The organism is Methylobacterium sp. J-076 (assembly GCF_022829405.1).
Classification (GTDB): domain Bacteria; phylum Pseudomonadota; class Alphaproteobacteria; order Rhizobiales; family Beijerinckiaceae; genus Methylobacterium.
On record NZ_JAKSXW010000021.1, the window covers coordinates 1 to 1,367 of the forward strand.

Annotated in this window: 1 protein-coding gene; it reads right to left on the reverse strand. The window is 69.5% G+C overall.

From position 1 onward, the window contains the following. Window positions 1-1,331 (reverse strand): recombinase family protein (locus tag MKK53_RS01085; RefSeq protein ID WP_243926032.1); only part of this gene is annotated, 1,331 nt, incomplete at its 3' end. Window positions 1,332-1,367 lie beyond the last annotated feature (36 nt).

The window sequence follows — 1,367 nt, forward strand, 5'->3', positions numbered from 1 at the left end:
ATGCTCGCCAGGATCCGGGTGCGATCCTCCGTCTTCATCGCCCGCAGCCGATCGCCCTCGCGGCCCGGCGGTACGATGATCGCCCGGCGGCGCCGCTGCGGCTGATGCGTGAAGGACAGCGACAGGAGAGGGCGGTCGCCAGTAAGCCGCAGCACGAGGTGATCGGCGTGCACCGTCACCGTTTCGAGTTCGGCAGCGACTACGGCAGCATCATCGAGCGGTGCCGGGCTCGGTGCGGCGATGCTCCGCAGACTGGCCACGACCACCGCCTCGATCGGTGCGGCGGGCAGGCGTAGCCGCTTGCCGTTCAGCCCGACTGCGCGGGCGACGTAGTAGCGGTAGCGCACCGCGCCCTTCTGAGCGTGGCTCGGCACCATCGACTCATCCCCGGCCTCGCGTAGGCGACCGACGAGGAGATGTCCGTTCACGGCTCGACTGCGATGGTGCTGGTGGTGGTTGGCCGTAAGCCGGTCTTGCACGGCCTGCCACGTCGCCTCGTCCACGATCGCGGGGTGCTGGCCATCATGGACCTGCCCCTTGTGCCGGAGCTGTCCGACGTAGAGCGGGTTGCCGAGCAGCTTGTACAGATGCCCGCGGGAGAACGGTCCCCCGCCAGTCTCTCGCTCGACCCCATCGCGGCGAGCTGGCAGGGTGATGCCCTGCGCGTCGAGGTCCTGCTTGAGTGCCGCCACCGTGCCGTGGGCGAGGTAGCCGGCGAAGATCGCCCGCACGAGGGCGGCGTGCTCCTCGACGACGTGCAGCGCGCGGCCCTCGACCCGGTAGCCGAGCGGTACGACGCCGCCCATCCACAGCCCCTTGCGCTTGCTCGCGGCGATCTTGTCGCGGATGCGCTCGCCGGTGACCTCGCGCTCGAACTGGGCAAACGATAGCAACACGTTGAGCGTGAGCCGGCCCATGCTTGTGGTGGTGTTGAACGCCTGGGTCACCGACACGAACGAGACGCCGTACCCGTCGAACAGCTCGACCAGCTTGGCGAAGTCGGACAAGGCGCGGGTGAGCCGGTCGACCTTGTACACGACGATGACGTCGACACGCCGTGCCCGTACCTCGGCCAGCAGCCGCTGCAGGGCGGGGCGTTCGAGCGATCCGCCGGAAAAGCCGCCGTCGTCGTAGCGGCCAGGGAGCAGCCGCCAGCCCTCGTGTGCCTGCGAGCGGACGTAGGCTTCCGCCGCCTCGCGCTGGTTGTCGAGGGAGTTGAACTCCTGGTCGAGTCCGTGCTCGGTCGAGACCCGGGTGTAGATCGCGCAGCGCAGGGTCGGCCGCGTGCCGGGAGGCGGGGCCGCTTGCGGTTTGGGCGAGCGTCCACTCATGCCTCAATCCTCCCCGCTCCGGCCTCTCTGCCACCA